Source organism: Saccharothrix coeruleofusca (assembly GCF_017876325.1).
Classification (GTDB): domain Bacteria; phylum Actinomycetota; class Actinomycetes; order Mycobacteriales; family Pseudonocardiaceae; genus Actinosynnema; species Actinosynnema coeruleofuscum.
Genome location: NZ_JAGINV010000001.1, coordinates 3,574,280 through 3,601,183, shown reverse-complemented (window position 1 = coordinate 3,601,183; position 26,904 = coordinate 3,574,280). Strand labels below are relative to the sequence as shown.

Genomic DNA, 26,904 nt, shown 5'->3' with positions numbered 1-26,904 from the left:
GAGCTCCACCAGGCGTTTTCCCGCCGTTGTGGAAATGATCACATCAAGCCTTGCTCAAGCCCGCGTGGCAGTCGCGCCGCGAGGTTCTAACGTCCAACCCTCGTGAACGAGGAGAACACGGACGGTTACACCAAGTCACTGGGCAAGCGCCAGGTCCAGATGATCGCCATCGGCGGCGCCATCGGCGTGGGCCTGTTCCTCGGCGCGGGCGGCAGACTCGCCCAGGCCGGTCCGGCCCTCGTGTTCTCCTACGCCGCGTGCGGCCTGGCCGCGTTCTTCGTGATGCGGGCGCTGGGCGAGCTGGTGCTGCACCGCCCCACCGCGGGCAGCTTCGTGGAGTACGCCCGCGAGTTCATCGGGCCGTGGGCGGGCTTCACCTCGGGCTGGATGTACTGGGTGAACTGGGCGATGACCGGCATCGCCGAGATCACCGCGGTGGCCATCTACGTCCACCGCTGGCTGCCGGACCTGCCGCAGTGGGTCACCGCGCTGATCGCGCTGGCCTTCCTGGTCGTGGTCAACCTGCTGTCGGTGAAGCTGTTCGGCGAGCTGGAGTTCTGGTTCTCCGTGGTCAAGGTGACCGCGATCGTGGTGTTCCTGTTCACCGGGGTCGCGCTGGTCGTGGGCAACGCCGAGATCGGCGGGGCAGAGGCGGGCGTGCACAACCTGACCGCGCACGGCGGGCTGTTCCCGGCGGGCATCGGCATCGCGCTGATGACCCTCCAGGCGGTCATCTTCGCCTACTCGTCGATCGAGCTGGTCGGCATCGCGGCGGGCGAGACGCGCAACCCCCGCGAAGTGCTGCCCAAGGCCATCAACGGCGTCGTCTACCGGATCGGCGTCTTCTACGTCGGCTCGGTCCTGCTGCTGGCGATGCTGCTGCCCTGGAACCTCTACAGCGGCGCGGAGAGCCCGTTCGTCACCGTCTTCTCGCAGCTGGGCATCGCCGGTGTCGGCGACGTGATGAACGCCGTGGTGCTGACCGCCGCGCTGTCCTCGTGCAACTCGGGGCTGTACTCGACCGGGCGCATCCTGCGGGCACTGGCGGACAAGGGCGAGGCGCCCGCGTTCACCGGCCGGATGAGCAGCAGGCACGTGCCCTACGGCGGCATCCTGTTCACCTCGGTGGCCTACCTGGCGGGCGTGGTGCTGAACTACCTGGTGCCCAAGGAGGCGTTCGACATCGCGATCGCCATCGCCTCGCTGGGCGTGGTGGCCACCTGGGCCACGCTCATCCTCTGCCAGCTCAGGCTGCGCCAGGCGGTGCGGCGCGGCGAGCTGCCCCAGCCCGCGTACCGGATGCCCGGCGCCCCCTACACCGGGTGGGCCACGCTCGGGTTCCTGGCGCTGGTCCTGGTGCTGATGGCCTTCGCCGGACCGGCCGAGCGCATCGCCTTCTGGTCCATCCCCGTGCTCGTCGTCCTGCTGTTCGCGGGGTGGCGGGCGGTCCAGTCCCGGCGCTCGACGGCCCGACCGGACGTCGAGCGGGTCGCGGCGGGCGACTAGCCCACCGCGGGAAGGTGGAAGCGGGCGGGGCGGGTGTCACGAGCACCCGCCCCGCCCTGGTGGAACAGGGGTGCGGGGCCACGCCTTAGGCTGGTGGGGAGCGTTCCCCGCCGCAGGAGGAAGATCCAGTCGTGTCCGTCGTCGGTGTCCTGGCCCTGCAGGGCGATGTCCGCGAGCACCTCGTCGCGCTGGCCGAGGCCGACGCGCTGGCCCGCCCGATCCGCCGCCCCGAGGAGCTGGCCGAGGTCGACGGCGTGGTCCTGCCCGGCGGCGAGTCGACCACCATCAGCAGGCTGCTGCACACCTTCGAGCTGCTGGAGCCGCTGCGCGCCCGCATCGCCGAGGGGATGCCCGCCTACGGCTCCTGCGCGGGCATGATCCTGCTCGCCGACCAGGTGCTCGACGGCCGCCCGGACCAGCACCAGCTGGGCGGACTGGACATCGTCGTGCGGCGCAACGCGTTCGGCAGGCAGGTCGACTCGTTCGAGTCGGACCTGGACTTCACCGGGGTCGGGGATGAGCCGGTGCACGCGGTGTTCATCCGGGCCCCGTGGGTCGAATCGGCGGGGTCCGATGTGGAAGTGCTGGCGCGCGTGCCGGAATCCGAGGACGCGGGCGAGGCCGCCGGTAGGATCGTCGCGGTTCGGCAGGGGCACGTGCTGGCCACCTCGTTCCACCCGGAGCTGACCGGTGACGGGCGCGTGCACCGCCTTTTCGTGGACATGGTCCGCGCCGCGGGCTGAGTATTCGACGGAGGAGCAATGAGCGGCCACTCTAAGTGGGCGACCACCAAGCACAAGAAGGCCGCAATCGATGCCAAGCGCGGCAAGCTGTTCGCGCGGCTGATCAAGAACATCGAGGTCGCGGCGCGCACCGGGGGCAGTGACCCGGATGGCAACCCCACGCTGTACGACGCCATCCAGAAGGCGCGCAAGAACTCGGTCCCGCTGGACAACATCGAGCGCGCCCGCAAGCGCGGTGGCGGTGAGGAGGCGGGTGGCGCCGACTGGCAGACCATCATGTACGAGGGCTACGGCCCCAACGGCGTCGCGGTGCTGGTGGAGTGCCTGACCGACAACCGCAACCGCGCGGCGAGCGAGGTCCGCACGGCGATGACCCGCAACGGCGGTTCCATGGCCGACCCCGGCTCGGTGTCCTACATGTTCACCCGCAAGGGCGTGGTGATCGTGCCCAAGAACGGCCTGTCCGAGGACGACGTCCTGATGGCGGTGCTGGACGCGGGCGCGGAGGAGGTCAACGACCTGGGCGAGAGCTACGAGGTCGTCTCCGAGGCGGGTGACCTGGTGGCGGTGCGCAAGGCGCTGCAGGACGCGGGGTACGACTACGAGTCGGCCGAGGCGAACTTCCTGCCGTCGGTGACGGTGCAGCTGGAGGCCGAGGGCGCGCGCAAGATCTTCAAGCTCATCGACGCGCTCGAGGACTGCGACGACGTGCAGAACGTGTACGCGAACTTCGACGTCTCGGACGAGGTCATGGCGGCCGTGGACGCCTGACCGGGGTGATCGGGTCGGCGCGGCGGTCCGGGACAATGGGCGCCGTGTCGACCCCCTCGCTGAGCCCCGAAGAGCACAACCTGCGCGCCTGGCTGCTGGACCAGGCCGAACGCCACGGCCACGCGGTGGTCACCGTGCCGCAGGACGAGGAGGGCGCGCCGTACGCCTTCTCGGTCGGGGCCTGGCGGCGCTTCGGGGTGGCCGAGGCCGTGGTGATCGGCCTGGACGCGGGCATGGCGGAGGTGCTCATCCGCGCCTACGTCGACCGGGCCAGCCGGGGGGAGCGGTTCGTGCCGGGCAAGCTCTACCACGACTTCTTCCAGGGCGTGCCGGTCACCTTCGAGCGGGTGTTCAAGGGGTTCTACCCGGAGTTCTTCGGCAGCGCCTTCCTGCTCTACGGCAAGGGTGACTTCGCCGCCGTGCAGATCGTGGTGCCCACCCCGCAGGGCCACTGGCCGTGGCAGCCGGACGCGCCGGAGGGCTTCGGCGACTGGCAGCTGCTGCTCACCGAGAGCGGTCGACCGGAGAGCTGGACGCCCGGCGTCGACGGTCCCTGAGGGCCGCGTTGTCAGGTCGTTGTTGTCAGGTCGTTGTTGTCAGCAGGTCCGCTGCCGACAGCTGACAAGCTCCGAGGAGTAGGAATTCCGGTGTGCGGGTGTGCTGGGGGGCACGCGCACTGAGGGGGGACATGCGTCCCGCTCCTCGCACGCCGGGGGAGGCGCGGGGAGCGGGACGCGTGCCCCGCACGGCGGTCCTGGGCGTCCGACGAGGAACCGGCGGGCTGCCCCTCAGGGCGTGCGGCCCAGCAGCGCGACCAGCTTCGCCGTCGGGTCGGCGTCCGCGGGGACCGGCACCGGCGGCTCGAACAGCCCGCTGCCCTGCCACCGCTGGACCTCCGGGCCCATCCGCTCCAGCAGCTCCTCGGCCAGGTCCGGGTCGACCCCGGTTCCGACGCCGATGGCCTTGGCCAGGTCCCAGGCGTGCACGGCCAGGTCCAGCGTCATCTGCCAGCCGTACTCCGGCGCGGCGGTCCGGCCGGAACTGAGGTGCACCTGCCGCTGGAGCGCCTTCGGCGCGATCCACGCCTCCCGCGCCGCCGCGGCGGCCAGCACCCAGGCGTGCAGCGGGTCCTCGCCGAGCTGATCGCCCTCGAAGCGGTCGCCGACCTGCTCGACGGTGCAGCCCGCCAGCAGCTCGGGCGCCCACAGCTGCTCCTGGACCAGGTGGTTGACCAGGTCCCGGACCGACCACTCCTTGCACGGCGTGGCCAGCTCCCACTGGTCGGCGCGCACCTGGCGCACCCTGGTGTCGAACTCGTTCATCGCCCGTCCGTGGGCCTCGATCAGATCCACCTCCCGAGTGCACCAAAGCTCGCCGGGCCGCGCACCTCAAGCCTGTGCGCTGCGCCACTCGGAGTAGTCGAAAATTTTTCTGGTACCTCCGTACGGCGTAACTTCGTCCGGTACACCGAACCGCCACGCAGGAGGCACCGTGAGCGCCACGAGCGCGGTAACCGCCCCTCGGCGGGGCTTCTTCGGGCACCCCCGAGGACTGTCCACGCTGTTCTTCACCGAGTTGTGGGAGCGCTTCTCCTACTACGGGATGAAGGCGATCCTCGCCTACTACCTCTACCGCTCCACCGCCGAGGGCGCGCTCGGCCTGGACAAGAGCTTCGCGCTGTCCCTGGTCGCCATCTACGGCGCCGCGGTCTACATGTCGGGCATCGCGGGCGGCTGGCTGGCCGACCGGGTGCTGGGCGGGCAGCGGGCGGTCTTCCACGGCGGTGTGCTGATCATGCTCGGCCACGTCGCGCTGGCCATGCCGATCGGCGTCGCGGGCGTCTACACCGGCCTGATCCTCATCGTGCTGGGCACCGGCCTGCTCAAGCCGAACATCTCCACCGTGGTCGGCGGCCTCTACGCCGAGTCCGACCCGCGCCGCGACTCCGGTTTCACCATCTTCTACATGGGCATCAACCTCGGCGGCTTCCTCGCGCCGCTGGTGTGCGGCTTCCTCGGCGAGAACTACGACTGGCACCTCGGGTTCGGCGCGGCGGCGGTGGGCATGGCGCTGGGGCTGGTGCAGTACCGGTTCGGCAGGCGCTACCTGGGCGGCTCCGCGATGAACCCGCCCAACCCGCTGCCGGTCGCCGAGCGCGGCCGCGTGCTGGGCCGGATCACCGCGATCACCCTGGCCGCGGTGGCGGCGGTGGTGCTGCTGCTGGTCACCGGCGTGCTCGGGGCCGAGGGCGTGATCAACCTGATCAGCGTCGCCTCGGTGGCGCTGCCGGTGTGCTACTTCGCGGTGATGCTGCGCAGCCGCAAGACCACCTCGGTGGAGCGCTCCCGGCTGGTCGCCTACATCCCGCTGTTCGTCGCGGCGGTGATGTTCTGGCTGCTGTTCGAGCAGAGCGCGACGGTCATCGCCGCGTTCGCCGACACGCGGGTGGACACCCGCTTCCTCGGCCTGGAGTTCCCGCCGTCGTTCGTCCAGTCGATCAACCCGGTGATGATCATCGTGATCGCGCCGCTGTTCGCCCTGCTGTGGACCCGGCTGGGCAGCAGGCAGCCCGCCACCCCGCGCAAGTTCGCCTACTCGCTGCTGCTGGTGGGGCTGTCGTTCCTGCTGATGATGGTGGCCAGCCAGGGCGACCCGGCGGTGCGGGTGGGCTTCCTGTGGCTGGTGGCCATGTACCTGGTGATGACCTGCGGTGAGCTGCTGCTGTCCCCGGTGGGCCTGTCGGTGACCACGAAGCTGGCCCCGCGCGCGTTCGCCTCGCAGACCATGGGCCTGTGGTTCCTGGCCTCCGCGGCGGGGCAGGGCATCGGCGCGGTCGTGGTCCGGTTCTACAGCGACGAGAACGCGGTGACCTACTTCGGCGTGCTGGGTGGCGTGGCCATCGCCCTGGGCGTGCTGCTGGCGGTGTCGACCGGCCGCATCCGCAAGCTGATGCACGGGGTCGGCTAGCAGTCGCCCCCACGCCACCCCGGTGGGTGGCGGCGAGCGGGCCCCGCCGCGGCGGCGGTGCGGCGGGGCCCGCTCGCACGGTTCCAAGAATGCCCCAGAACCCGGTGTTCAGCGGGCGTTTTGCCGAATCGGGCGGCGGAGGCCGGTGCTCACCGGCAGGCGCGCCGCGCCGCGGATCACCCTTGAGGGTCTGCGGTGGACCCGACCGGCGGCGCGCAGGTCGGGGAAGCGGCGGAACAGGCCGCGCAACGCCGCCGCGGCCTCCATCCTGGCCAGACCCGCGCCCAGGCAGTAGTGGATGCCCGAGGAGAACGCCAGGTGCTCGCGCCCGTCCGGCCGGCCGGGGGCGAAGCGGTGGGGGTCGGCGAACACCGCCGGGTCGCGGTTGGCCGCGGCGAGCATCAGCATCACGGGCGTCCCCCTGGGCAGCCGCGTGCCCGCCACCTCCACCGCCTCGCTCGGCGCCCGCACGGTGTACTGCACCGGCGGGTCGAAGCGCAGCGTCTCCTCGACGACCGCCTCGGCGTGGTCGGGGGAGTCCAGCAGGCGCTCGCGGACCTCCGGGTGGCCCAGCACCGCCAGCACGGCGTTGCCGATCAGGTTGACCGTGGTCTCGAAGCCCGCCACCAGCAGCAGTTCGGTGGTCGCGATGAGGTCTTCGCGGGTCAGTTCGGGCTCGGCGGCCAGCGCGCTGACCACGTCGTCGCCGGGAGTGCGCCGCCGGTGCGCGATCAAGCCGTCGAGGAACTCCTCGAACTCGCGCAAGCCGGTGTGCAGCGCCCTCATCTCGGCCATGTCGCGCACCCCGTCCAAGGCGTTGACCAGCACGCCGCCCCAGCGGGCGAACGCGGCCTGGTCCGCGCCGGGCACGCCGAGCAGATCCGTGATCACCCGGACGGGCACCCGCGCGGCGAAGTCGCGGACCAGGTCGAACGTGGGCCGGGCGGCCACCTGGTCCAGGTGCTCCTCGACCACCCGCTCGATCATGTCCGCCTGCCTGCGCAGCCCGCGAGGGGTGAACCAGGGCGCCACCAGCCTGCGCAGCCGGGTGTGGTCGGGCGGGTTGAGCACCAGGAAGGAGTCCTCGACCGGGTTCATCAGCCGCCTGCCGCCGACGTGCGCGGTGGTGTCCACCGGGGACAGCGCCCCGGCGGGGACGACGCCGAACGCGGGGTCGCGCAGCAGTCGCGAGCACAGCTCGTGCGACGCGGTGAGGTGCAGGCCCATCCGGCTGGGCACCAGCACCCCCTTGGCGCGCACCGACTCGAACACGGGGTAGGGGTCTTCGCCCTGGTCGAGCCCGAATAACCGGGCGGCGGGGTCGCCGAGGACGGCTTGGACGCGGACGGCGGTGCGTCCCAGCAGCAGCAGTGAGGCGGTTCTCAGCGCGGACGGCATGGCCACACGGTGGTCAAGGAGTGGGGGATTTTCAAGCGGGTTCGCCGCCGGTGCTGCGAACGCGGTGTTCGCGCCACCGGCGGCGAACCCGGCGATCAGTAGGTCACCGGCAGGTGCGCCACGCGCCACGTGCCGCCATCGGGCGCGTGGCGCACCTCGCCCGCCGGCGCCAGTCGCGGGAACCGGTCGAGCAGGGCGGTCAGCGCCACCTCGGTCTGCACCCGCGCGAACGCCGCGCCCAGGCAGAAGTGCGGGCCGTGCCCGTAGCCCAGGTGCCCCGGCGCCGCCGCGCGGCCCAGGTCCAGCCGCTCGGGTTCGGCGAACGCGCGCGGGTCGCGGTTGGCGGCGACGATCGCGGTGGTCACCGGCTCCCCTCGGCGCACCAGCACGCCGCCGATCTCCACGTCCTCGCGCGCCCAGCGCGGCGTGGTGAGCAGCTGAGGGGTCGTCCAGCGGGTCAGCTCCTCCACCGCGCGCGGCGCCAGTGCCGGGTCGGCGCGCAGCGCGGCCAGCTGCTCGGGGTGGGTGAGCAGCACCTCCACCGCGTTGGCGATGAGGTTGGTCGGCGTCTGCCCGGCCAGCACCAGCTGCCACACCAGGGCGACCAGCTCCACGTCGTCGAGCCCGTCCTCCACCGCCAGCAGCACGGAGATCACGTCGTCGCCGGGCTCGGCCCGCCGCCGGGTCACGGCGGCCTTGGCGTCCTCGACGATGTGCGGGATGGCCTCGATGAACTCGGGGCCGTGGCCCGCGGCGACCGCCGCGCCGTAGCGCCGCCACCGCGCGCGGTCGTCCTCGGGGATGCCCACCAGCTCGCAGATCACGTCCGCGGGCAGCGGTCGCGCGAAGTGCTCCAGCAGGTCCACCGGCCCGTGCGGGGGCAGCGCGTCGAGCAGGCGGCCCACGATCTCCTCGACGCGCGGCCGGAACTCGGCGGCGCGGCGCGCGGTGAACGCGGGCGCGGCGAGCCTGCGCAGCCGGGTGTGCTCCGGGCCGTCGATCTCGGCCATCGTGCGCAGGTAGGGCAGGCAGTGCTCGGGGATGCCGGGCGGGCGCAGGAAGCTGGCCGCGTTCAGCTCGAACCGCGGGTCGCCCAGCACCTGCCTGGCCTGCTCGTGCCGCGTCACCACCCACAGCGGTCCCATGCCGGGCACCCGCATCCGGGCCAGCGGCGACTGCTCCCCGGCCCGCCGGTAGGCGGTGAACGGGTCGTGCAGCACGGCGGGGTCGGTCGGGTCGATCTCGGGGACGGTCACGCGATCCTCCAGATGTTCACATCAGATGTTCTCATCATCTGAGTGGCGACGTTATCTTGATCGCGGCGCAGGCGGCAAGGAGGGGTGCGTGGCCCGACTCAGCAGGGCGGAGGCGCAGGAGCGCAACCGGGCCAGGGTGCTGGCCGCGGCCCGCGCCGAGTTCGCCGAGCGCGGCTTCCGCGACGCCAAGGTCGACGCCATCGCCGAACGGGCCGAGCTGACCCGCGGCGCGGTCTACTCGAACTTCCCCGGCAAGCGCGCCCTCTACTTCGCGGTGCTGGCCGACCTGGTCGAACGCGCTCCCGGACCGGCCCACCCGCAGCACGGCACCACCCCGGCCGAGGCGCTGGGCGCGCTGGCCCGCGCGTGGGTGAGCAGGCTGGACGCCGAACCCGGCGGCTGGGCGCGGCTGGCGGGCGACCTGCTGCCCGAGGTGGTCTCCGCCGAGCTGACCCGCCGCCCGTTCGAGCAGCTGATGGCGCTGGACGCGCTGCTGCTCGGCCTCGCCCTGGAACGCCTGCGCCCGCCCGCCCGCGAGCCGGGAGGACCCGTGCCGCGACGGGTGCGGCTGGCCACGACCGTGCTGGGCGCGCTGCACGGCGCGAGCGGCCTGGCGGGCGCCGCACCGGGGTTCCTCCAGCCGTTCGACGTGATCAGCGCGTGCGAGCGGCTGGCCGGGCTGGAGCTCAACGACCACTGGCCGCCGCCGACCGCCGTCCCTCCCGTGCGGGCGGCGGACCTGCCCTGGTCACCGCCGAGCGCGGTCGACCTGGTGACCGGCGGTCCGGCCCGGCTCGACGGCGACGGCGTGGTGGCCGTGCTCGGGCTGCACCGCCTGGCCGCGGTCGAGCAGGCCGTGCGGGCCGGGGCGGAGGTGACCGCCGTGCTGGTCACCGGCGAGCCCGCCGAGCTGGCCCCGCTGGCCCGGCTCGTGGTCGCCGAGCTGTGCGGCTGCCTGCGCCAGTCCTTCCCGCCCTCGGCCTGGCCGCGGCTGCGGGTGGTGTGCGACGAGTCCGGCGCGGTGGCCGCCGCAGCGGGCGTCGCGGCGGTCAGCGACGCGACCGAGGCGGCCGTGCGCGTCGAGTCGGGACGGGTGGTGGCGCGGGCGGAGGGCTTCGGCGCCTGCCAGGCGGTCGCCTCCGGCAGCGTCGTCGCGGCGGGGTAGGCGCTCGCGGGCTGGACCGGGACCGCGTCCGGCGGTCACTCGCCGGGCACGGCGCTCCGCCAGCGCCAGCGCCCGCGCCGCCCACGTCCCGGCAGCTCCGACCGGTCGGTGGCCCACAGCAGAACCCGCCACGGGTCGCCGCTCGCGTCGACATCCGGGAACAACCGGGCGAGCACGCGCGCGCACAGCTCGCGCGGCGGGTCCAGCGACAGGCCGAGGTTGCGCGCGATGTCCTCGCCGTGCACGAGCACTTCGACGCAGCCCATGGCCGCGAAGCCCGCCGGGTCGGAGGTGCCCGCGGGGTGGTGCGCGCGGGCCTCGGGTGGGGACGTGCGCACGGTCGAGACGAGGATCCTCCCGCCCGCCACGACGAACTCCAGCGCGTCGGCGGCCGAGGCGCCCCGCGCCAGCACGCCCTCGAAACGCACGTACCGCGATGTGGGGCGGATGACGAGCTGTCCCGCGTAGGACAGCAGGCAGTCGCCGATGTGCTCGGCGGTGCGCAGGGCGCTCCACTCGCCGACGCCGGGCAGCGCCGCCCAGTCGTGGGCGACGCCCCGGCTCAGCACGGCCTCCGCGTGGGCGACCGCGGTGTCGAGGTCGTCGGCGGTGACGGTCGTCATGTTCGTCCTCGGTGGGTGGTCGGGGATCAGCGGCGGACCGGGCCGCGCGGTTCGAGCGCCCGGCGGAACTCGTCCGGGATCGGCGTGCTGCGCAGCTGCGGGGTGCCGAAGGAGACGTACCGGTGCCACGCGGTGGCGATCGGCGTGCCGTCGACGTCGGCGTCGAAGCCCACGGTCAGCGTGGTGGTCCCCAGGGTCCGCACCCGCACCGCGATGCGCAGCAGGTCGTCGAACCGGGCCGGGTTGAGGTAGCGGACGGACGTCTCGGCCACCACCAGGTCGATGCCGCGCTTCTCCAGCTCCTTGTACGAGCCCAGCAGCGAGCGCAGGGCCTCCACCATCGCCGCTTCGAAGAACACGGGGTAGCGGGAGGCGTGCACGGCTCCCCGGCGGTCGCAGTCGACCGGGCGCACCCGCACCCGGTGCACGTGAACGGGGCGGGCGTCAGCCATGTCAGCGATTATGGGCTCACCCGGACGGGGTGGCGAGAGCGGGCGGTGAGCGCGCCCAGGCCCGCCGCCGCCACCTGGCCCGCCGCCACCAGCAGGATCACCAGCGCAGGCGCCAGTCCGCCCGCGACCAGCCAGCCACCCGTCGCCGCGCCCACCGCGTAACCGCCGATCTTCAGGCTCGCCCCGGTGGTGGACACCTGCCCGAGCAGCTCCTCTGGGGTGTACCGCTGTCGGGCGGTCATCGTCGCGGTCAGCACCGGGCCGTCCACCACACCGCCGACGAACACCAGCGCCAGCAGCACGCCGAGGCCGGAGGGCAGCGGCCACACCGCCACCGCCAGCCCGTACAGCGGCAGCAGGGTGAAGATCACCCGCTCGGGACGCCAGCGGGGCAGGTGGCGGCGCAGCGCGAAGACCCCCGTGATGGCCCCCGCCTCGAACACCGCCCACACCACCCCGGCCAGGTCCTCGTCCAGGTCCAGCGACGCCAGGTGCGCGGGCAGGCCGGTGGACAGCAGCCCGACCGTGCCGTAGCTGAGCACCGTGGCCGCGGTCGCGCCGCGCAGCGGGGCAGTGGTCGCCAAGTGCCGCAGGCCCGCGCGCATCGCGGCGAGCAGCGGCGCACGCCGCGCCGCCTCGTGCGGCGGCACCCGCAGCGCCGTCGTGCACAGCCCGCCGAGCAGGGACAGGCCGCTGATCCCCAGCACCGCCACCGCGGGCCCCCACACCGTGCTCAGCACGCCCGCCAGCGCCGGGCCGCCGATCGCCGCGGCGTTGAACACCAGCGCGTCCGCGGCGGTGGCGCGCGGCAGGTCGTCCCGGCCCAGCCTGGGCACCAGGCTGCTGAAACCGCCGCTGGTCATGGGCAGGGTGGTGCCGCCGAGGAAGGCCAACCCCAGCAGCACCGCCAGCCGGTCGCCCGCCAGCACCAGGCCCAGCGCCACCGCGGCGAGCAGGAACTGGTTGCCCGCCAGCGCGATCACCGGCCGCCGGGCGCGGTCCAGCCAGGCGCCCAGCAGCGGGCCGGACAGCACCGAGGGCACGGTGTAGGCGGCGACCACCGCGCCGGACAGCGCCGCGTCACCGGTGCGTTCGAGCACCAGCAGCACCAAGGCCACGCCGACCATCTCGTCGGCCGTGCGCGCCAGCGCCGCCGCGCACAGGTACAGCCGCATCACGCCGACCGGCGGTGCCTGCGCACCGTCTCCTCGACCAAGTCCAGCACCGGCCCCAGGTCGTCCGCGGGCAGGCCCATCGCCAGGTGCGAGACCAGACCCTCCAGCACCAGCTCCAGGAACGAGGTCAGCACGCCCACGTCCACGTCGTCGCGCAGCTTCCCGGCCTCGCGCTGGCGCAGCAGCCGCTGCCGGGTGGCGTCGGTGAGCTGCTGGGAGCGCTCCGCCCAGCGGGCCCGGAACTCCGGGTCGGTGCGCAGCCGCCGGGAGACCTCCAGCCGGGTGCCCAGCCAGTCGGCGGGGTGCTCGGCGTCGGCGGGCTCCGGCGCGGACAGCAGGTCGCGCATCACCTGCACCAGGCCCTGCTCGGCCACCACTTCGGCCATCCGCAGCGCGTCGTCCTCGGCCAGCGCCAGGAACAGCGACTCCTTGTCCCGGAAGTGGTGGAAGATCGCACCCCTGGACAGACCGGTAGCCTCCTCCAGGCGGCGCACGGTGGCGCCCTCGTAACCGTGGCGCGCGAAGCACGCCCGCGCGCCGTCGAGGATCTGGCGGCGGCGGGCGTCGAGGTGGTCCTGGCTCACCCTGGGCACTGTTCGATCGTTCCAGTCCGGGCCTGCGAAATCCAATCAGTACGTACGGTTTGGGTCGCCGGTGTCCGTGATTCTTTGGGGTGGACTTCGGCGTGCGCGGTCGAATCGGCAGGTCAACCGCCATTACGGTGCGCTTTCGTGACGACAGGGGAAACGGGCGCGGCGCGGCTGCTCGGCGGGTTGCCGGGAGCGCGGGCGGCGGTGGAGGCCATCGACCTGATCCGGTTGCTGGGCCACGGGCAGCAGTTGGCGCTCGACGAGCGCAAGGCCGACGCCGTGACCTGCTACGAGGTGCTCGCGGTGCCCGCGCCGCTGCGCACCCCCGAGTACGCCGAGGTCTTCGACCCGGCCGCGACCCCGCGGTCGCCCACCGCCCCGCGCTACACCTTCTACCTGCACGAGGCCGCCCTGCTCACCCCGGTCGGCGGCCCGGCCGTGATGACCGCGCAATTGCGCGCGCTGGCCGAGTCGCCGTGGCCGGTGCGGGTCGTGCCGTTCACGGCGGGCGCGCGGCCGAGCCTGTTGCGCCCGTTCGTCTACCTGGAGTTCGCCGACGCCCCGGCGGTCGCCTACTCCGGCGGCAGGCCGGAGGTGGCGGGCGAGCACCGCGCCGCACTGGTCGAGCTGGACCGGCTGGCCTGGGACGCCGACCGGACGCGGGTCGAGCTGCGGGGGCGGGCGTGGTCCGCGAGGTGACCGGCGGACGTCCGGTCGGGAACGAAGTGTGAACGCTTGGCGGTTGTTTTCCCGAATGGGCTTGTGCAAGCACCGCGCGGTGCCCGGTGCAAATCGGACACCGCGGCGGATGTGTTGGCCCGCAAGGGTTTGAGGTGTGTGCGACTGTCGGTACCCCGGTGTAGCTTCGAAACCACGCCCGAAACACCTGGGAGAGCGAATGGTCGCAGCTGTTCGTCCTGACCCGGCGCAGGGGCCCGCTCCGGCGGTCTTCCGCGACCGCGCGGAAGCCGAGGCATACGTGGCCTCGGTGTGCTTCAAGCACGGCCCCCCGAGACTGCTCGGAGTCGAGATCGAGTGGACCGTCCACCACGCCGATGACCCGGCCCGCCAGCTGGACGCCGAAGTGCTCGCGGCGGCGCTGGGCAAGCACGCACCACCCACCCTCGTCCCGGACAGCCCGCAGCGGCCGCTGCCCAGCGGCACCCCGCTGACGGTGGAACCGGGCGGGCAGGTGGAGATCTCCACCCCTCCCCGCGACTCGCTGGCCGAGCTGCTCGACACGGTCGCGGAGGACGTCGACCACCTCACCGCCCTGCTGGAGCCCGCGGGCCTGGTGCTCGGCGACCGCGGCGCCGATCCGCACCGACCGCCCCGCAGGATGCTGCGGGTGCCCCGCTACACCGCGATGGAGCGGGCGTTCGAGCCGATCGGCCCCGAGGGCCTGACCATGATGTGCAGCACCGCCGGGATGCAGGTGTGCCTGGACACCGGCGAGCGCGCCGACCTGCCCGCCCGGTGGGCGGCGGTGCACGCGCTGGGACCGGTGCTGCTGGCGCTGTTCGCCAACTCGCCCGGCATCGGCGGGCGGCGCGCGGACTGGACCTGCGCCCGGATGCGCACCGTCTACGGCACCGACCCGGTGCGCACCCGCCCCGCGGCGGTGTGCGCGGACCCGGTGGCGGCGTGGGCCCGGCGGGTGATCGACTCGCCGGTGATCGTGCTGCGCAGGCCCGGCCGCGACTGGCGACCGCCGTTCCCGCTGACCTTCGCGGACTGGATCGCCGGGGCGCTGGAGCAGCCGCCCACCACCGAGGACCTGGACTACCACCTGAGCCTGCAGTTCCCGCCGGTCCGGCCGCGCGGGTACCTGGAGGTCCGCTACCTCGACACGCCCCCGCCGGGCGGGTGGGCGGCCCCGACCGCGCTGCTGGCCGCGCTGTTCTCCGACGCGGCCGCGGTGGACGGGGTGCTGGCGGCCACCGAGGCGGTGGCGGGCCGGTGGCTGGCCGCCGCCCGGCACGGCCTGGCCGACCCGGCGCTGGCAGGCGCCGCGCGCGCGGTGGTCGACCTGGGCTGCCGGTGGCTGCACCGCACCGACCTGCCCGCCGACCGGGCCGGCGCCATCGCCGAGGAGCTGCACCGCACGCTCGCGGAGAAGACCGCGGGCAGGACCGCTGAGAAGATCGGAGGGGGCCGTTCATGACCAGCACCGAGGAGTTGCGCGACCGGGTGGCCGCGCAGCTGACCAGGGCTCGCGCCCGCAGCGTCGCGCTCACCGACGCGGTGGACGACGACGACCTGGTGCGCCAGCACTCGAAGCTGATGTCGCCGCTGGTGTGGGACCTGGCGCACATCGGCAACCAGGAGGAGCTGTGGCTGGTGCGCGACGTGGGCGGGCGCGAGCCGGTCCGCGCCGACATCGACGAGCTCTACGACGCGTTCAAGCACGCCCGCGCGGTGCGGCCGGAGCTGCCGCTGCTCGGGCCCGCCGAAGCCCGCCGGTACGTCGGCGAGGTGCGCGACAAGGTGTTCGACGTGCTGGAGCGCGTCCCGCTGGAGGGCGACCGGCTGGTGGACGGCGGGTTCGCGTTCGGCATGATCGTGCAGCACGAGCAGCAGCACGACGAGACCATGCTGGCCACCCACCAGCTGCGGGTCGGTCCGCCGGTGCTGCACGCGCCGCCGCCCCCGGCGGGCGGGCCGGTCGGCCCGGCCGAGGTGCTGGTGCCCGGCGGCCCGTTCACCATGGGCACCTCGACCGAGGCGTGGGCGCTGGACAACGAGCGGCCCGCGCACCAGGCGTTCACCCGGCCGTTCTTCATCGACACCGCGCCGGTGACCAACCGGGCCTACGCCGAGTTCATCGCCGACGGCGGCTACACCGACCCGCGCTGGTGGAGCGAGGCGGGCTGGGCGCATGCGCGCAAGGCGTCGCTGGAGGCCCCGCGGTTCTGGCTGCGCGAGGGCGACCGCTGGTACCGGCAGGCGTTCGGCGTGGTCGCGCCCCTGGTAGACGACCAGCCGGTGGTGCACGTCTGCTACTACGAGGCCGAGGCGTACGCGAGGTGGGCGGGCAAGCGGCTGCCCACCGAGGTGGAGTGGGAGAAGGCGGCCCGCTTCGACCCGGCCACCGGGCGCTCCCGGCGCTACCCGTGGGGCGACGAGGAGCCCACCGAGGCGCACGCCAACCTCGGCCAGCGGCACCTGTCACCCGCGCCGGTGGGGGCCTACCCGGCGGGCGCGTCGCCGCTGGGCGTGCACCAGCTCATCGGCGACGTGTGGGAGTGGACCAGTTCGGACTTCCACGGCTACACCGGGTTCGAGGTGTTCCCGTACGCGGAGTACTCGCAGGTGTTCTTCGGCTCCGACTACAAGGTGCTGCGCGGCGGGTCCTTCGGGACCGACCCGGCGGCGGTGCGCGCGACGTTCCGCAACTGGGACTTCCCGATCCGGCGGCAGATCTTCGCGGGTTTCCGGTGCGCGCGCGACGCCGCGCCGCAGGAGCTGGCCTGACGTGTGCCGCCACCTGGGTTACCTGGGCCCCGCCGTGCCCATCGCACGGCTGGTGCACGAGCCGCCGCACTCGCTGGTGCACCAGTCCTACGCCCCGGCGGACATGCGCGGGGGCGGCACGATCAACGCCGACGGGTACGGCGTGGGCTGGTACCCCGCGCCCGGCGGCCCCGCGGTGCGCTACCGCAGGGCCGGGGCGATCTGGGCCGACGAGAACCTGGCCGCGCTGAGCCGGGTCACCGCCTCGGGCGCGGTGCTGGCCGCGGTGCGCTCGGCCACCGTCGGGATGCCGGTGGTGGACACCGCGTGCGCGCCGTTCACCGACGGGCGGTGGCTGTTCAGCCACAACGGACGGGTGGTCGACTGGCCCTCGTCCGTGGTGGACCTGGCCGCGTCGCTGCCGGTGGAGTCGCTGCTGACGCTCGACGCGCCCACGGACTCGGCCCTGTTGTGGGCGTTGGTGCGCTCCCGGCTGAACGCCGGGAGCGCACCGGCCGATGCTGTGGCGGGCGTGGTCGCCGAGGTGGCCGCCGCCGCGCCCGGATCGCGGCTGAACCTGTTGCTCACCAACGGTTCCGTGCTGGTCGGTACGACGTGGACGCACTCGCTGTGGGTGCGCCGCGACGACGGCGCGGTGACCCTGTCCTCCGAGCCGCTGGACGACGGGCCGTGGGCCGAGGTGCCCGACGGCCGCGTCGTCGTGGCCGATCCCTCCACTGTGGACGTTCAACCGATAGGACGACGATGACCGAGCCAGTGCTGGACGTGCACCTCACCCCCGAGGACGCGGCGCGCGCGCTGCGCCTGGAGGCGCGCGAAGGGCTGACCGCGCGACCGAAGTGGCTGTCCCCCAAGTGGTTCTACGACGCGGTGGGCAGCGAGCTGTTCGAGCGCATCACCCGGTTGCCGGAGTACTACCCGACCCGCGCCGAGCGGGAGATCCTGGTGGCGCGGGCCGGTGAGATCGCCGAGCTGACGGCGGCGCGGGCGCTGGTGGAGCTGGGGTCGGGGTCGTCGGAGAAGACCCGGCTGCTGCTGGACGCGCTGCGGCCCTCGCTGCGGGAGTTCGTGCCGCTGGACGTGTCGTCCTCGGCGCTGACCGCGGCGGCCTCGGACATCATGGCCGACTACCCCGGACTGCGGGTGCACGGCGTGGTGGGCGACTTCACCGAGCACCTGGGGCTACTGCCGGGCACCTCGCCCCGGCTGGTGGCGTTCCTGGGCGGCACCATCGGCAACCTGCTCCCCGAGGAGCGGGAGAAGTTCCTCGCGTCCGTGCGGGACGTGCTGCACGAGGGGGAGTGGCTGCTGCTGGGCACCGACCTGGTCAAGGACCCCGCGACGCTGGTCCGCGCCTACGACGACGCGGCGGGCGTGACCGCGCGGTTCAACCGCAACGTGCTGCGGGTGCTCAACCGCGAGCTGGCGGCCGACTTCGACCCCGACGCGTTCTCGCACGTGGCGCTGTGGAACGCCGAGCAGGAGTGGATCGAGATGCGGCTGCGCGCGGAGCGCCCCGTCCGCGTCCGGGTGGCGGCGCTGGACCTGGAGGTCGGGTTCGAGCGGGGCGAGGAACTGCGCACCGAGGTCTCCGCGAAGTTCCGCCGCGAGGGCGTGGAGCGCGAGCTGGCCGCGGCGGGCTTCGAGCCGGTCCGCTGGTGGACCGATCCCGGTGCCCGCTTCGCGCTGACGCTGGCGCGGGTCCTGCCGTAGGCCCGCTCAGCCCGCGCAGGGCGGCCGGTGGTCGAGGCCGGGGAAGTGGCGCTCCCACTCCGCGCGGGTCAGCGGTTCGCGGACGCGCTCGCAGGCGTGCGCGATGGCCCGCGAGAAGTCCGTGGTGAGCAGCCGGACGGTGTTGTCCCAGCTCGCCGTGGCGACCACCCGGCCGTCGGGGCTGAAGACGAGTTCGCTCACCGCGTCGGTGTGGCCGCTGAGGGTGGCCACACCGACGGGGCCGCGGGGGTCGGCGACGTTCCACAGCCGCACCGCGCGGTCGTCGCTGCCGCTGGCCAGGGTGCGGCCGTCGGGGCTGAACGCCAGCGCGTAGATCCCGTCGACGTGCCCGGTGAGCACGGCCAGCCGGGTGGGTCGCCGCGGGTCGGTGACGTCCCACAGCCGCGCCGTGTGGTCGTCGCCCCCGCTGGCCAGGGTGCGGCCGTCGGGGCTGAACGCCAGCGCGTGCATGCCGTCGGTGTGCTCGGTGAGGGTGGTCAGCTCGACCGGTCGCCGGGGGTCGCGGACGTCCCACAGCCGCACCGCGCGGTCCATGCCGCCGCTGGCCAGCGTGCGGCCGTCCGGGCTGAACTCGACCACGTTGACCGCCTCGGCGTGCGCGAGCACCGCGAGCTCGACGGGGCTGCGCGGGTCTTCGACCCCCCACAGCCGCACCGTGTGGTCGAACCCGCTCACGGCCAGGGTGCCGCCCTCGGCGCTGAACGAGACCGAGTAGACCGCTTCGGCGTGCTGGAGGACGGCGATCTGCACGGCGCGCCGGGGGTCGGTGATGTCCCACAGCCGCGCGGTGCGGTCCGTGCTCGCGGTGGCCAGGGTGCGGCCGTCCTGGCTGATGGCCGTCCCGTAGATGCCCTCGTCGTGCCCGGTCAGGGTGGCCAGCTCGGTGGGCCGTCGCGGGTCGGTGACGTCCCACAGCCGCACCGCGCGGTCGAACCCGGCGGTGGCCATCGTGCGGCCGTCCGGGGCGAACACCGTGGAGAGGACCTCGTTGGAGTGACCGACCACGGCCAGGGGCAGGGTGCTGAGCAGGCTGTCGCGGGTGTGGTCGGTGGGGGCCTGGCGGTGCGCGGCCAGCGCGAGCTGGACCGCCAGGTCCGGGTCGTCCGGGTAGCGCGCGACCGCTTCGCCCGCCGCGATCTGGGCGAGGGCGGCGTTGCGCTGCGCGGCGGCGGTCGCACCGGTCCGCACGGCGAACGCCGTCGCGGCCACCGCCAGCAGGAACAGCACGCCCAGCAGCGCCACCAGACGGCGCAGGCGGCGGTGGCCGCGCAGCTCGGCGGACCTGCTCGCGTGCAGGAACCGCTGTTCGCGCCGGGTCAGCGCGGCGGGGTTGCCCGCCGCCCAGTCCAGGGTCAGCGCCAGCCGGGTGCCGCGGTAGAGCGCGCCCGCGTCCCCGCCCAGCGCCTCCCAGGCGTCGGTGGCCTCGGTGAGGTGGCGGTGCAGCCGCCTGCCCTCGCGGTCCTCGGCCAGCCACTGGCGCAGGCGGGGCCATCGCTGGATGAGCGCTTCGTGGGCGATCTCGACGCCCTCGCGGTCGACGGTGAGCAGCCGGTTCTCGGTCAGCCGCCGCAGCACCGCGGTCAGGTCGGCGTGGTCGTCCAGCTCGTCCCACGCGACGCGCCGCTTGGTGTCGCCCGCCTCCTCGTCGGACGCGGTCAGGCGCAGGAAGAGGTTCTTGAGCAGGTCGCGCTGGTGCGGGGGCAGCGCGTCGTGGACCGACTCCGCGGTCTGCGCGAGCGCGCCGGTCAAGCCGCCCGCGGCCTGGAAGGCGGCCAGCGTCAGCGCGTTGCCCCGGCGGCGGTGCCAGGTCTCCAGCAGGGCGTGCGACAGCAGCGGCAGGACACCCGGCCGTCCGGCGGCCTCGGCCACGATCGCCGCCTGCAGCGCGCCCTCCACGGTGCAGCCCGCGTTGACGGCGGGCTGGGTGATGGCCCGCTGGAGCTCGACGGCCGTCATGGGGCCGACGGTGAGCTGGCCGTCGCGCAGCTCCTCCACCAGTTCCGGGTAGGCGGTGCAGTGCGCGAAGAAGTCGGCCCGGACGCCGATGACCACCCGGTGACCGCCGTGCTCCGCGCGGCAGGCGCCCACCAGCAGCTCGATGAAGCGGTCCCGCTGGGCCTGGTCCCGGCACAGCGTGAAGACCTCCTCGAACTGGTCGACGACGACCACCCGCTCCCGGTCCCCGCCGTCCGCGAGCACGCGCCGGTACTCCTCGACCGGGAAGGGGCCGGGGGTGAGCAGCACCGCGGAGTCCAGCCGCGCCAGCAGGCCCGCTCTCAGCAGTGACGACTTGCCCGAGCCCGACGCGCCGAACACGGCGACGAACCGGTGCCGGGACAACCGGTCGCACAGCTGCCCGACGAGCCGGTCGCGGCCGTAGAAGCGGTGGGCGTCCTCCCGCTGGAAGGCGGCCAGCCCCCGGTACGGCGGGTCGCCGCCGTCCTGCGGCGGCTGCCTGCCCGCCTGCTCCGCGGCGATGTCGTGCCAGCGCCGCTCCCACTCCTCGACGTCCCCGCCGCAGGCGCCCACGTAGGCGAGGGTCAGGCCGAGGCTGGGCAGCTTGCGGCCGCTGGCCGCCTCCGACAGCGCGGCGGCGGAGTAGTGCGCCCGCGCGGACAGCGTCCGGTAGGGCGGCAGGCCCGCTCTGGCGCGCAGCTCGCGCAGCCCTTCGGCGAACTCCACCAACGTGCTGTCACCCGCGTCGAGCGGGCGTTCTTTGCGCGGCATGGCACGTCTCCCCCCGTGCTCCATTGTCCAGTGCTCGTCGTTCACCGCGCCGGGATCGATGCAAGACCACCCGTCCGCACTAGAACTCGTCTGGTCAACGCCGGTGCTCGGGAAGGAGCAGCGCATGGTTCTGATGCGACGTGTGGTCGGGTCGCTGGTCGCCGTGCTCGTGGTGGTGGTGTCGCTCACCACCGCGACATCGGGAGCGGTGGCGGTGGAGCGGACGGCGCGACCCGCGGTCACCGACGTGGGGGTGCTGGTCTACTGCACGGACGCGCGCCCGGTGCCCGGATCGGTCCACTACGGCAACTTCGGCGGTGATCGGACCACCGCCTGCCGCAAGTGCGACGAGTCCATGAGGGTGCTGCGGGCCAAGGGGCGGATCTCCGCGTACTCCTGTGACTACAACACCTCCACGAAGTCGGCCTTCGCCTACGTGCTCTGGACGTGCCCGTGGCCGCTGAGCCCGCCTTGCCCGTAGCCGTTCGTTCACGGAGTCGAGCCTCTCTCTGGCCACTCATGAGACTGGATGCATCACAGAACGTACGCAAAACCTCCGTTCTGCGGGTGTTGTCCGCTGCCCGATGGTGGGAGCCTCCGGCGATGGCGTCGCGGCACCGGAGGAGGGCGGCGCCGAGGGAGACCGAGGGAGCGACACTCGTGTTACATCCACTCGCAAGGAGAGCGCTGGCCGTCGCGCTGGCCGTCGGCACCGCCGCGTCGGGGCTCGTGGCCACCGGGTCGGCGGCGGCGCAGGAGACGCAGGGGGCGACGCCGGTCCAGTGGGCGGCCTGTCCGGAGGACGTGCTGTCCTCGGTCCCGGCCGAGGAGCGGGACAAGGTCAGCTGCGCCGACCACCCGGTCCCGCTGGACCACCGCGAGCCGCACGGCGAGAAGATCACCATCGCGCTGCTGAAGCGGTCCGCCGACGACCAGGCCAACCGGATCGGCTCGCTGTTCCTCAACCCCGGCGGGCCGGGTGGCTCGGGCCTGCTCTACCCCACCTACGGCGGATCGCTGTTCCAGCCCGAGGTGCTCAAGCGCTTCGACCTCGTCGGCTTCGACCCGCGCGGCGTGGCCCGCAGCACCCCGCTGCGCTGCTTCAAGACCGAGGAGGAGGCGCGGGAGGTCTTCGGCCGGATGGCGGCGGTCCCGGTGACGCGCACCGAGATCCGCGACACCATGGACGCCACCGAGGACTACACCTCGGCCTGCGCCCGCAACGCCGGGCCGCTGCTGCGGCACATGTCCACCGAGGCCGTGGCGCGCGACCTGGACCTGCTGCGCCAGGGCGTGGGCGACAAGCAGTTGAACTACGTGGGCTTCTCCTACGGCACGCTGCTCGGCGCCACCTACGCCGCCATGTTCCCGAGCAAGTCGCGCGCCCTGGTGCTGGACGGCAACGTCGACCCGGCGCTGCGCACCAGTGACGGCACCGAGTACGACCGGCAGCGTGCCCAGGGCTTCGAGCTCGCGCTCGACGCGTTCCTGAAGCACTGCGACGCCGTGGGCGACAAGTGCGCCTACAGCGGCGGCGACCCGCGCGCCAAGTTCGACGAGGTGCGCGACCACCTGCGCGCCAATCCGATCACCCTCCCGGGGGGCGCGGTCGTGACCTACGCCACGTACATCACCAGGGTGGCGGGCGTGCTGTACTCGCCCGGCGCGTTCCAGGGGTTGGCGGAGTGGTTGCAGGACATCTACAACGTCCTGCACCCCGACTCGGCCTCGTCGTCCGCGCGGATCGCCGAGCAGCCCGCCCCGCCTCCCAACAAGCGCGGCCTGGCCGATGTCCGGGTGGGCGTCGCGGGTGACGCCGAGTACCTCGCCGACGACTCCTACTACGGCGTGAACTGCTCGGACAAGCCGTTCCCGAAGGTGCCCGAGCGGTTCCCGGCGGTGGCCGCGAAGTGGGAGCGCGAATCGCCCACCTTCGGCCGCATGCAGGCCGCGTCCGACCTGCTGACCTGCGCTTCGTGGCCGGTGCGGTCTCCGGACCGGTGGTCGGGCCCGTGGCACCGGCGCACCCCGAACCCGGTCGTCGTCGTGGGCAACTACTACGACCCGGCCACGCAGTACAAGTTCTCGCAGCGCATGGCCCGGCAGCTGGGCAACGCGGTGCTGGTGAGCGTGGACTCGTTCGGCCACTGCATCCTCGGCGACAGCGCGGGCGTGGACGCCGTGGTGGCCGACTACCTGGTCAACCTCAAGGCACCCGCGTCCGGCCAGGTCTTCCAGCCCGACAACCAGCCCTTCGCCTGACCGGTCCGCCGGAGCGCGGTGACGGCCACAGCCGCCTCGAGGTCCTCACGGGTCGCGACCCGGTGATCTTGAGGCGGCTGTCCGCGCGGTCGGCGGGCGTGCTCAGCCGATCTTCGCGATCATCTTGCCCGCGACCTGCCCGGTGAACATCCGGGGGAACGCGGCGGGGATGGCTTCGAGTCCCTCGACGACGTGCGCGCTGTGGTGCAGCTTCCCCTCCACCACGGCCGGGGTGAGCTCGGCGAGGAACCGCGGGTAGCGGTCGTAGAACTCGGTCACGTCGAAACCGCGGATGGTCAGGGTCTTGTAGAGGGCAGCCCTGAGCAGGTCCGGCAGGTGGTCCGGTCCCTCGAAGGCCCCGGTCCGGGTGATCTGCGACATGACGCCGCCCACGGCGATCCGCGCGCCCCGGTTCAGGTGCGGCACCAGCGCGGGGAACAGGGCGGCACCCACGTTCTCGTAGACGGTGTCGATCCCGTCGGGCACGGCGCGGGCGAGCCGTTCGGCGAAGTCGGGTGCCCGGTGGTCGACGGCGGCGTCCAGGCCGAGGTCGTCGAGCAGGTGGCGGGTCTTCTCGGGGCCGCCCGCGATCCCCACCACCCGGTGCCCCCGGAGCTTGCCCAGCTGGGCCGCGGCCGAGCCGACGGCCCCCGCCGCGGCGGTGACCACGAGCGTCCCGCCCGGCTTCGGGTCCAGGACCTCGGTCAGGCCGACCCAGGCCGTGAGGCCGGTCACGCCCAGCACGCCCAGGTGCGCCGACAGCGGCACCACGTCCGGGTCGACCACCCGCAGGTCCGACCCGTCGGACACGGCGTAGTCCTGCCAACCGGTGGTGCCGGTGAAGCCCACGACGTGGTCGCCGACGGCGAAAGCGGGGTTGTCGCTGCGCTCGACGACGCCGACGGTGAAGCCGAACATCGTCTCGCCGAGCTCGATGGGGGCCTGGTCGCTGTTCGCGTTGCCCATCAGGATGCGGTTGAAGGGGTCCAGCGAGACCAGGAGGTTCCGGACGAGCACCTGCCCGTCGCCGGGGACGGGCACGGGGCGCTCCACGATCTCGAAGTCGCTCTCCTTGGGGTTGCCGTGCGGCCGGGCCGCCAGGACGATCTGCCGGTTCACCTGTGAGCGCATGAAGTGGTCTTCCTCGGTGGAGTGGGGTGAGTGGTGGCCCCGCCAGACAACGCCGGGCGTCGGGACCGGACCAGTGCCCCTGCGGACCCTGGTAGTGACAGGTCCTCCCGTGCCCGGTCGCCCGCCGCATACGTTGATTCCCATGACCGACAAGCCGAATCGCCTGGGCGAGTACCTCCGCGCCCGCCGCGAGCTGGTCACCCCCGAGCAAGCGGGCCTCACCGACGTCGGCGGGCGGCGGGTGCCCGGCTTGCGGCGCGAGGAGGTGGCCATGCTCGCAGGCATCAGCGTCGACTACTACCTGCGCTTGGAGCGGGGACGCGACCGCAACCCGTCGGCGCAGGTCCTCGAATCCATCGCGCGCGTCCTCCAGCTCGACGACGAGCACGTGGCCTACCTGCTGAGCCTGGCGTCGGACAAGCCCCGGCGACCCCGGCGCAGGCCCCGCGAGGAGACGGTGCCCGCCAGCACCGTCGAACTGCTGCCGACCCTGCCGCACCCCGCCTTCGTCGAGGGGCGCTACTTCGACGTCCTGGCCGCCAACGCCGCGGCGACCGCGCTGTCACCGCGCCTGGCGGTCGGCCGCAACCAGCTGCTCGACGTGTTCCTCGACCCGGCGGAGCAGGGCCTGCACCTGGACTGGGACGGGACCGCGAGGTGCTACGTCGCCAGCCTCCGGCAGGCCGTGGGCACCGACACCGACGACCAGCGCTTCATCGAGCTGGTCGGGGAGCTCTCCGTGGCGAGCCCGCGCTTCCGCGACCTGTGGCACCGCCACGACGTGGCCAACCAGCGCGTCACCCCGGTCCTGTTCGACCACCCCCAGGTGGGACAGCTGCGAGTGCACCGCCAGCGGCTCGCGATCAGCGGGACCGACGGCATCACCCTCGTCATCTACCACGCCGACGCGGGTTCCGCGGACGCCGAGAAGCTGGCGCTGCTGGGCTCGTCCGCGCTCACCCCCGCTCCCCGGCCGGACGGCACGACCAGGGCCGACTCGGCGGCACACCCCTCCTCCTGAAAGCAGGTGCGCATGACAAGCGAGCAGCGCGTCGCCGTCGTCACCGGCGGCACGGGCGCGATCGGGAGCGCCATCGTCGCGGCGCTCGGCGCGACGGGCCACCGGACGGTCGCCCTCGGCAGGCGCGACGGGGACGTCGTCGCCGACCTGGCGTCGGAGTCCGCGACCAGGCGCGCCGGGGCCGAGGTCCTGGACCGATACGGGCGGGTCGACGTCCTGGTCCACTGCGCGGGCGTCATCGACCCGATGTCCCTGGGGGAGTTCGACGCGCGGCGCTGGCGGGCCGTCCAGGCCGTCAACGTGGAAGCCGCGCTGTGGTTGGCGCGGGCGTTCACGCCGGGGATGGCCGAGCGCGGGTTCGGCCGCATCGTGCTCGTCGCCTCCGACACGCTCTGGTCGCCCCCCGATCCCCGGTTCCTGCCCTACGTGGCCAGCAAGGGGGCCATGCTCGGCGTCGTGCGCACGCTGGCCGTCGACCTCGGCGGCGACGGGATCGCGGTCACCGCGGTCGCGCCGGGCCTGACCGACACGCCCATCGCGCGAAGCGTCAACGACGCCGGGCAGATCGAAGCGGTCGTCGCCACCCAGGCGATGAAGCGCCCGCTGACCCCCGAGGACACCGCTCACACCGTCGCCTTCCTCGCCTCCGACGGCGCGCAAGCGCTGACCGGGCAAGTCCTCGTCGTCGACGGCGGGGCGACGATGCGCTGAGGAGCGGTAATCGAATATCCGCGTCGATATCGCGGAGCGCGACGTCGAACACGTCGCGGCAGCGCTTGACCAGCGAATGCGGCATGGTCCACTCGACTTCGATCGGACCGAATACCACGAACGTGGCGCAATCGTCATCGGGAGCGACCCGATAGCTGACGGCGCTGTCCTCTTCCAGGTGCGCCCATGTCGAACCCCGCACCGCCCGCGTTCGCCTCCCGGCTCCGCCAACCTTTCGGCAAAACGCATCTACTGACGTCGAGCCGCGCATTTATCCAGTTGAGTGACTTCCGCAAGGCGGACAGCCCGCTACGTTGAAACCATGACAATGCGCGGGGTGCAGCCGGAGCACATCCAGATCGCCGCGACCCTGCGGCGAATGCGCGAACAGGCGCGCGTGACGCGGGATGGTGCCGCCACGGTGCTCGGGTACACGATCTCGAAGATCGGCGACCTGGAGACCGGGCGGTCCAAGCCCAAGCCGGTGGAATTGGAGCGGCTGCTCGACCACTACGGCGTCATGGGCGAGGAACGCGCGGAACTGGTGCGGTTCGCCCGGACTTCGCGCAGGCGTCGGGCACCCGGCCCGTACACCGCCGCCACCGTGCCCGACAACCACCGCCGGATCGTGGACCTGGAAGCGCAGGCGGTGTCCTCGCTCCGCTGCTCCAGCGAACCGGTGCCCGGCATCCTCCAGATCCGCCCGTACGCCGAGGCGCTGCTGGACTGGGCGTGGAACGGTCAGCGGAACGAGGTGGCCAAGCTGCTCGACCTGAGGATGGAGCGCGGCAAGCTGCTGACCCGCACGCACCGGCCGCCACTGCGCTACTGGTGCATCCTGAGCGAAAGCGCTCTGCGCACGGCCATCGGCGGTCCGAAAGTCATGAGCGAGCAACTCGACCACCTGATCCACTTCAACTCCGCCACGGAGAACGTGACCATCCAGGTGATGCCGTTCGACGGCGGTCCGCACGCCTTCCACGGCGTATGCCCCTGAAGTCCAACACGTGGTTCCTGCCCCGTCGCACGACGAACGGCGGCACGTGCGTCGGGACGAAGTTCACCGAGGACGCGGTGCACGTCCGCAACGACCTGCGTCCCGAGGCGGGGACGGCGGTGTTCACCCACGAGGAGTGGGCGGTGTTCGTCGCGGGCGTCAAGGACGGCGACTACGACGTCTGAGCGCCCGACCCCCGGG

26 protein-coding genes are annotated in these 26,904 nt (G+C 73.2%); 17 read left to right on the top strand and 9 right to left on the bottom strand.

The genetic code is table 11. The features are described from left to right. Positions 1-159: 159 nt before the first annotated feature. The 4 genes from JOF41_RS16215 (at position 160) to JOF41_RS16200 (ending at position 3,577) form a co-directional block, all read left to right on the top strand. Complete coding sequence (locus JOF41_RS16215; RefSeq protein ID WP_189225327.1) at positions 160-1,506, top strand: amino acid permease; 1,347 nt, start codon at positions 160-162, stop codon at positions 1,504-1,506. 131 nt (positions 1,507-1,637) lie between these two features. Next, positions 1,638-2,249: a pyridoxal 5'-phosphate synthase glutaminase subunit PdxT gene (gene pdxT / locus JOF41_RS16210; protein ID WP_189225271.1), complete on the top strand. Its 612-nt coding sequence runs from the start codon at positions 1,638-1,640 to the stop codon at positions 2,247-2,249. An 18-nt stretch (positions 2,250-2,267) separates the two neighbouring features. Next, entirely contained in the window at positions 2,268-3,020 is a 753-nt protein-coding gene (locus JOF41_RS16205) for a YebC/PmpR family DNA-binding transcriptional regulator (protein ID WP_189225272.1), read from the top strand. A gap of 35 nt (positions 3,021-3,055) precedes the next feature. Next, the gene (locus tag JOF41_RS16200) at positions 3,056-3,577 is read left to right on the top strand and encodes a DUF4262 domain-containing protein (protein ID WP_189225273.1); all 522 of its coding nucleotides are present in this window, start codon (positions 3,056-3,058) and stop codon (positions 3,575-3,577) included. 231 nt (positions 3,578-3,808) lie between these two features. Here the strand turns inward: JOF41_RS16200 and JOF41_RS16195 are convergent, their stop codons facing one another. Next, positions 3,809-4,372, bottom strand: a complete 564-nt coding sequence (locus JOF41_RS16195; protein WP_307867431.1) for a TIGR03086 family metal-binding protein — start codon at positions 4,370-4,372, stop codon at positions 3,809-3,811. Positions 4,373-4,511: 139 nt separating this feature from the next. On the opposite strand from JOF41_RS16195, the gene JOF41_RS16190 reads away from it, so the two are divergent. Next, positions 4,512-5,987 (top strand): peptide MFS transporter, encoded by a 1,476-nt coding sequence (locus JOF41_RS16190; RefSeq protein ID WP_189225274.1) that lies wholly within the window; start codon positions 4,512-4,514, stop codon positions 5,985-5,987. A 108-nt stretch (positions 5,988-6,095) separates the two neighbouring features. Here JOF41_RS16190 and JOF41_RS16185 read toward each other — a convergent pair whose 3' ends face one another. Continuing rightward, entirely contained in the window at positions 6,096-7,385 is a 1,290-nt protein-coding gene (locus JOF41_RS16185) for a cytochrome P450 (protein WP_209619958.1), read from the bottom strand. A gap of 95 nt (positions 7,386-7,480) precedes the next feature. Next, positions 7,481-8,641, bottom strand: a complete 1,161-nt coding sequence (locus JOF41_RS16180; protein WP_307867430.1) for a cytochrome P450 family protein — start codon at positions 8,639-8,641, stop codon at positions 7,481-7,483. An 88-nt stretch (positions 8,642-8,729) separates the two neighbouring features. On the opposite strand from JOF41_RS16180, the gene JOF41_RS16175 reads away from it, so the two are divergent. Next, a complete protein-coding gene (locus JOF41_RS16175; protein WP_189225276.1) occupies positions 8,730-9,806 on the top strand; it encodes a TetR/AcrR family transcriptional regulator in 1,077 nt (358 codons plus the stop codon). A gap of 35 nt (positions 9,807-9,841) precedes the next feature. On the opposite strand, the gene JOF41_RS16170 is transcribed toward JOF41_RS16175, so the two are convergent. From JOF41_RS16170 to JOF41_RS16155, 4 genes are read right to left on the bottom strand one after another with little or no spacing between them, the layout of a single operon-like run. Further along, positions 9,842-10,429, bottom strand: coding sequence for a maleylpyruvate isomerase mycothiol-dependent enzyme family protein (locus JOF41_RS16170; RefSeq protein WP_189225277.1), 588 nt, complete (start codon positions 10,427-10,429; stop codon positions 9,842-9,844). Positions 10,430-10,455: 26 nt separating this feature from the next. Then, positions 10,456-10,881 carry an acyl-CoA thioesterase gene (locus tag JOF41_RS16165; RefSeq protein ID WP_189225278.1) on the bottom strand — a complete coding sequence of 142 codons (426 nt, stop codon included), beginning with the start codon at positions 10,879-10,881 and terminating at the stop codon, positions 10,456-10,458. A gap of 8 nt (positions 10,882-10,889) precedes the next feature. After that, entirely contained in the window at positions 10,890-12,056 is a 1,167-nt protein-coding gene (locus JOF41_RS16160) for an MFS transporter (protein WP_209619956.1), read from the bottom strand. Then, positions 12,056-12,649, bottom strand: coding sequence for a TetR/AcrR family transcriptional regulator (locus JOF41_RS16155; RefSeq protein WP_189225280.1), 594 nt, complete (start codon positions 12,647-12,649; stop codon positions 12,056-12,058). The genes JOF41_RS16160 and JOF41_RS16155 overlap by 1 nt, the downstream gene beginning before the upstream one ends. Positions 12,650-12,787: 138 nt before the next feature. Here JOF41_RS16155 and JOF41_RS16150 point away from each other — a divergent pair, with 138 nt between their 5' ends. The 5 genes from JOF41_RS16150 (at position 12,788) to egtD (ending at position 17,833) form a co-directional block, all read left to right on the top strand. After that, positions 12,788-13,345: a Scr1 family TA system antitoxin-like transcriptional regulator gene (locus JOF41_RS16150; RefSeq protein ID WP_189225281.1), complete on the top strand. Its 558-nt coding sequence runs from the start codon at positions 12,788-12,790 to the stop codon at positions 13,343-13,345. Between the two features lie 199 nt (positions 13,346-13,544). Beyond that, positions 13,545-14,810 (top strand): glutamate-cysteine ligase family protein, encoded by a 1,266-nt coding sequence (locus tag JOF41_RS16145; RefSeq protein ID WP_209619953.1) that lies wholly within the window; start codon positions 13,545-13,547, stop codon positions 14,808-14,810. Next, on the top strand, positions 14,807-16,120 hold the full coding sequence (gene egtB / locus JOF41_RS16140) for an ergothioneine biosynthesis protein EgtB (RefSeq protein WP_209619951.1): 1,314 nt from the start codon (positions 14,807-14,809) through the stop codon (positions 16,118-16,120). The genes JOF41_RS16145 and egtB overlap by 4 nt, the downstream gene beginning before the upstream one ends. Before the next feature lies 1 nt (position 16,121). Next, positions 16,122-16,868, top strand: coding sequence for an ergothioneine biosynthesis protein EgtC (egtC, locus tag JOF41_RS16135; RefSeq protein ID WP_189225284.1), 747 nt, complete (start codon positions 16,122-16,124; stop codon positions 16,866-16,868). Next, a complete protein-coding gene (egtD, locus tag JOF41_RS16130) occupies positions 16,865-17,833 on the top strand; it encodes an L-histidine N(alpha)-methyltransferase (RefSeq protein WP_209619947.1) in 969 nt (322 codons plus the stop codon). The genes egtC and egtD overlap by 4 nt, the downstream gene beginning before the upstream one ends. 6 nt (positions 17,834-17,839) lie before the next feature. Here the strand turns inward: egtD and JOF41_RS16125 are convergent, their stop codons facing one another. Then, entirely contained in the window at positions 17,840-20,581 is a 2,742-nt protein-coding gene (locus JOF41_RS16125) for a WD40 repeat domain-containing protein (RefSeq protein ID WP_209619944.1), read from the bottom strand. 124 nt (positions 20,582-20,705) lie between these two features. Here JOF41_RS16125 and JOF41_RS16120 point away from each other — a divergent pair, with 124 nt between their 5' ends. Then, positions 20,706-21,062: a hypothetical protein gene (locus JOF41_RS16120; RefSeq protein ID WP_189225287.1), complete on the top strand. Its 357-nt coding sequence runs from the start codon at positions 20,706-20,708 to the stop codon at positions 21,060-21,062. A gap of 179 nt (positions 21,063-21,241) precedes the next feature. Beyond that, on the top strand, positions 21,242-22,843 hold the full coding sequence (locus JOF41_RS16115; RefSeq protein WP_307867428.1) for an alpha/beta hydrolase: 1,602 nt from the start codon (positions 21,242-21,244) through the stop codon (positions 22,841-22,843). Between the two features lie 102 nt (positions 22,844-22,945). Here the strand turns inward: JOF41_RS16115 and JOF41_RS16110 are convergent, their stop codons facing one another. Further along, entirely contained in the window at positions 22,946-23,974 is a 1,029-nt protein-coding gene (locus JOF41_RS16110; RefSeq protein WP_209619939.1) for an NADP-dependent oxidoreductase, read from the bottom strand. Between the two features lie 142 nt (positions 23,975-24,116). Here JOF41_RS16110 and JOF41_RS16105 point away from each other — a divergent pair, with 142 nt between their 5' ends. The 4 genes from JOF41_RS16105 (at position 24,117) to JOF41_RS16090 (ending at position 26,888) form a co-directional block, all read left to right on the top strand. After that, complete coding sequence (locus JOF41_RS16105; protein ID WP_209619936.1) at positions 24,117-24,995, top strand: helix-turn-helix domain-containing protein; 879 nt, start codon at positions 24,117-24,119, stop codon at positions 24,993-24,995. A gap of 12 nt (positions 24,996-25,007) precedes the next feature. After that, the gene (locus tag JOF41_RS16100; RefSeq protein ID WP_209619934.1) at positions 25,008-25,706 is read left to right on the top strand and encodes an SDR family NAD(P)-dependent oxidoreductase; all 699 of its coding nucleotides are present in this window, start codon (positions 25,008-25,010) and stop codon (positions 25,704-25,706) included. Positions 25,707-26,028: 322 nt separating this feature from the next. After that, on the top strand, positions 26,029-26,703 hold the full coding sequence (locus tag JOF41_RS16095; protein ID WP_209619931.1) for a helix-turn-helix domain-containing protein: 675 nt from the start codon (positions 26,029-26,031) through the stop codon (positions 26,701-26,703). After that, positions 26,694-26,888, top strand: a complete 195-nt coding sequence (locus tag JOF41_RS16090) for a DUF397 domain-containing protein (protein ID WP_209619928.1) — start codon at positions 26,694-26,696, stop codon at positions 26,886-26,888. The genes JOF41_RS16095 and JOF41_RS16090 overlap by 10 nt, the downstream gene beginning before the upstream one ends. The last annotated feature ends 16 nt before the right edge of the window (positions 26,889-26,904 follow it).

What these genes read in the sequence shown, in the direction of transcription:
- JOF41_RS16215 (WP_189225327.1), top strand. Translation starts at nt 160, where the DNA reads ATGATCGCCATCGGCGGCGCCATCGGCGTGGGCCTGTTCCTCGGCGCG.
- JOF41_RS16205 (WP_189225272.1), top strand. Translation starts at nt 2,268, where the DNA reads ATGAGCGGCCACTCTAAGTGGGCGACCACCAAGCACAAGAAGGCCGCA.
- JOF41_RS16200 (WP_189225273.1), top strand. Translation starts at nt 3,056, where the DNA reads ATGGGCGCCGTGTCGACCCCCTCGCTGAGCCCCGAAGAGCACAACCTG.
- JOF41_RS16185 (WP_209619958.1), bottom strand. Translation starts at nt 7,385, where the DNA reads ATGCCGTCCGCGCTGAGAACCGCCTCACTGCTGCTGCTGGGACGCACC.
- JOF41_RS16170 (WP_189225277.1), bottom strand. Translation starts at nt 10,429, where the DNA reads ATGACGACCGTCACCGCCGACGACCTCGACACCGCGGTCGCCCACGCG.
- JOF41_RS16165 (WP_189225278.1), bottom strand. Translation starts at nt 10,881, where the DNA reads ATGGCTGACGCCCGCCCCGTTCACGTGCACCGGGTGCGGGTGCGCCCG.
- JOF41_RS16160 (WP_209619956.1), bottom strand. Translation starts at nt 12,056, where the DNA reads ATGCGGCTGTACCTGTGCGCGGCGGCGCTGGCGCGCACGGCCGACGAG.
- JOF41_RS16145 (WP_209619953.1), top strand. Translation starts at nt 13,545, where the DNA reads ATGGTCGCAGCTGTTCGTCCTGACCCGGCGCAGGGGCCCGCTCCGGCG.
- egtB (WP_209619951.1), top strand. Translation starts at nt 14,807, where the DNA reads ATGACCAGCACCGAGGAGTTGCGCGACCGGGTGGCCGCGCAGCTGACC.
- egtD (WP_209619947.1), top strand. Translation starts at nt 16,865, where the DNA reads ATGACCGAGCCAGTGCTGGACGTGCACCTCACCCCCGAGGACGCGGCG.
- JOF41_RS16125 (WP_209619944.1), bottom strand. Translation starts at nt 20,581, where the DNA reads ATGCCGCGCAAAGAACGCCCGCTCGACGCGGGTGACAGCACGTTGGTG.
- JOF41_RS16120 (WP_189225287.1), top strand. Translation starts at nt 20,706, where the DNA reads ATGGTTCTGATGCGACGTGTGGTCGGGTCGCTGGTCGCCGTGCTCGTG.
- JOF41_RS16110 (WP_209619939.1), bottom strand. Translation starts at nt 23,974, where the DNA reads ATGCGCTCACAGGTGAACCGGCAGATCGTCCTGGCGGCCCGGCCGCAC.
- JOF41_RS16105 (WP_209619936.1), top strand. Translation starts at nt 24,117, where the DNA reads ATGACCGACAAGCCGAATCGCCTGGGCGAGTACCTCCGCGCCCGCCGC.
- JOF41_RS16100 (WP_209619934.1), top strand. Translation starts at nt 25,008, where the DNA reads ATGACAAGCGAGCAGCGCGTCGCCGTCGTCACCGGCGGCACGGGCGCG.
- JOF41_RS16095 (WP_209619931.1), top strand. Translation starts at nt 26,029, where the DNA reads ATGACAATGCGCGGGGTGCAGCCGGAGCACATCCAGATCGCCGCGACC.
- JOF41_RS16090 (WP_209619928.1), top strand. Translation starts at nt 26,694, where the DNA reads ATGCCCCTGAAGTCCAACACGTGGTTCCTGCCCCGTCGCACGACGAAC.